A 2,018-nucleotide genomic window follows, 5' to 3' on the forward strand; every position below is an offset into this window, starting at 1 on the left:
CTGACATCCATCACCTGGCACAGGCGCGCTGCCGGAAACGCATCCCGGTGTTCTTCGACAAACCTGAACCTCACGGCTTTTGGCTCGCGAAGAACACCGTGGCTTCCTAAGAAACAGCCATGTCGGTACCCTTGGGCAATTCCCGTAAATCGTAACCCAACGACTTTGCCCGTCGTTTGAGATTGCCCAGAACGCGACTGCGATACCGTTCTTCGTAATGGTACGCCCCAGGATCCTGATAGGTCATGCCATGCCGCAACGTGTTATAAAACAGAACGGCGATCTTGCGCGCGGTCGCTGTCACCGCTTTGGATTTGCCCGCTCGTGCTGCGAGGCGTCGATAGAAGGCCCCCAAAGCAGTATCACTTCGCCCAATCGTGACGGCTGCCAATCGCAACAGGGCGGCGGCACGGCTCGATGAGCGTCGGGTGCGCGATGACAGCACCTTGCCGCCAGATATCTTGTTGCCCGGTGCCAGACAGAGCCATGATGTAAAATGCTTGGCGCTTGGCCAGGCGCGAAGGTCGGTCCCACATTCTCCTACCAGTTTGAGGAATAGGGATGGCCCCAGACCATGGATTTGGGTCAGGTCGATCCCAAGAATGCCAAAAAGTGCAGCGCGCACATCGAACGACGGCGTGCCCACCTGCTTTGTCTTCGTTCGCACCCGAGGCAATTGGCCAGGGTCGTGATCTTGATCAGCGGCCAAGGTGTCGAGTGTGGCCTCAAGGTTGCGATCACATTCCAGCATCTTGTCCTGGTAGTAGTCGTAAAGGTCCAACGATTGCGTCAGGGCAAAGATATGCTCAGGCCGGTCGTTCCCGTTCAGGGCCGCTTTGATCGTTTCAACTGAGGCATGGCAGCGGACATCACGATAGGATGCCAACACCTCCAGATCACGCTCACCTGCTACAATAGCTCGGATGATCCGCATGCCTGTCACGCCAGTGATGTCGGACACAACGTGGTGCAACTGCAGGTTCATCTCCATCAGGGCCTTCTGCATATGTTGGATATGAGCCGCCGCATATTCCACCAATCGTTCCCGCTGGCGCAAATAGGCGCGCAACGTTGCAATCTGTCTGGATGGCCTGAAGCTGCCACGCAAAAGACCATAAGAATGCAACTGACGCAGCCAGCTTGCATCGCTGACGTCCGTCTTCCGGCCTGGCACGTTCTTTGCGTAGCGTGCATTCACCAAGATCACCTCAAACCCGTGCTGCTCGAGGATCTCGTAAGCTGGAATCCAATAGACGCTAGTGGACTCCATCGCGACGCTCGTCACGCCATGTTTTTTGAACCAGTCGGCCAAATCATGCAGATCGTGCGTAAAGGTGCCAAATGCCCGAATCGGCATGTCAGCCACATCTGGGTTCACCGCTGCCATATGCATGCGTGAGCCAATGTCGACAGCGGCGGCACCGATGTTGACTGCCTCAATCGCGGCGAGTTCGTGGGTCTTTTTGTTCGCCATTGTGTATCCTCCTGCTGGCAACAGAAGGGCGTGGGTTCTGCAAATCCGTTATCTTCCTAATCGGGATCATCGTAGGACGGCGTCACCACCCTCAAGTTAGCATCAACCCATGGGCCACGTTTTTTAACGGGGTTCCCGACAATACCGGGACCTCCAATAAGCGAACGGCCGCTGCCCTCCGTCTGCGACGATAGCACAGGCTGTTTCCACCGCTCGCAGGCGGGCCCAACCCGGGACGGTTTTTTAGGATGTCCCTTTCCTCCTTGAGAATGCGGTTCTCACGCCGAAGCCGGTCATTCTCTTGGGCGAGGCTCAAATCCTCCTTCGAAACCACATCTGGGTCTCGATGCGCAGTGATCCACTTGTTCAGCGTCGACATCCCGACACCCAGATCGTCAGCCACCTGCTTGCGCGTCATCCCACTTGTCAGCCCAATCCGCACCGCATCTCGCCGGAATTCGTCCGTCCGTTTCAGCCCCATAGTCAGTCTCCTTTGTTGCAGCAAATGCTATCAAAGGAGCGCCATCAAACCGCGACAGGTCCA

1 protein-coding gene and 1 pseudogene are annotated in these 2,018 nt (G+C 56.6%); both read right to left on the reverse strand.

What is annotated here, in order from left to right; translation table 11 throughout:
- Nucleotides 1–106: 106 nt before the first annotated feature.
- The gene (locus CHB75_RS21120) at nucleotides 107–1,474 is read right to left on the reverse strand and encodes an IS110 family RNA-guided transposase (RefSeq protein ID WP_089274132.1); all 1,368 of its coding nucleotides are present in this window, start codon (nucleotides 1,472–1,474) and stop codon (nucleotides 107–109) included.
- Nucleotides 1,475–1,700: 226 nt separating this feature from the next.
- Nucleotides 1,701–1,955: pseudogene (locus CHB75_RS21125) on the reverse strand (transposase); the annotation flags it as partial.
- Nucleotides 1,956–2,018 lie beyond the last annotated feature (63 nt).

The sequence above is a fragment of the Puniceibacterium sediminis genome (assembly GCF_900188035.1).
GTDB classification, from domain to species: Bacteria; Pseudomonadota; Alphaproteobacteria; order Rhodobacterales; family Rhodobacteraceae; genus Puniceibacterium; species Puniceibacterium sediminis.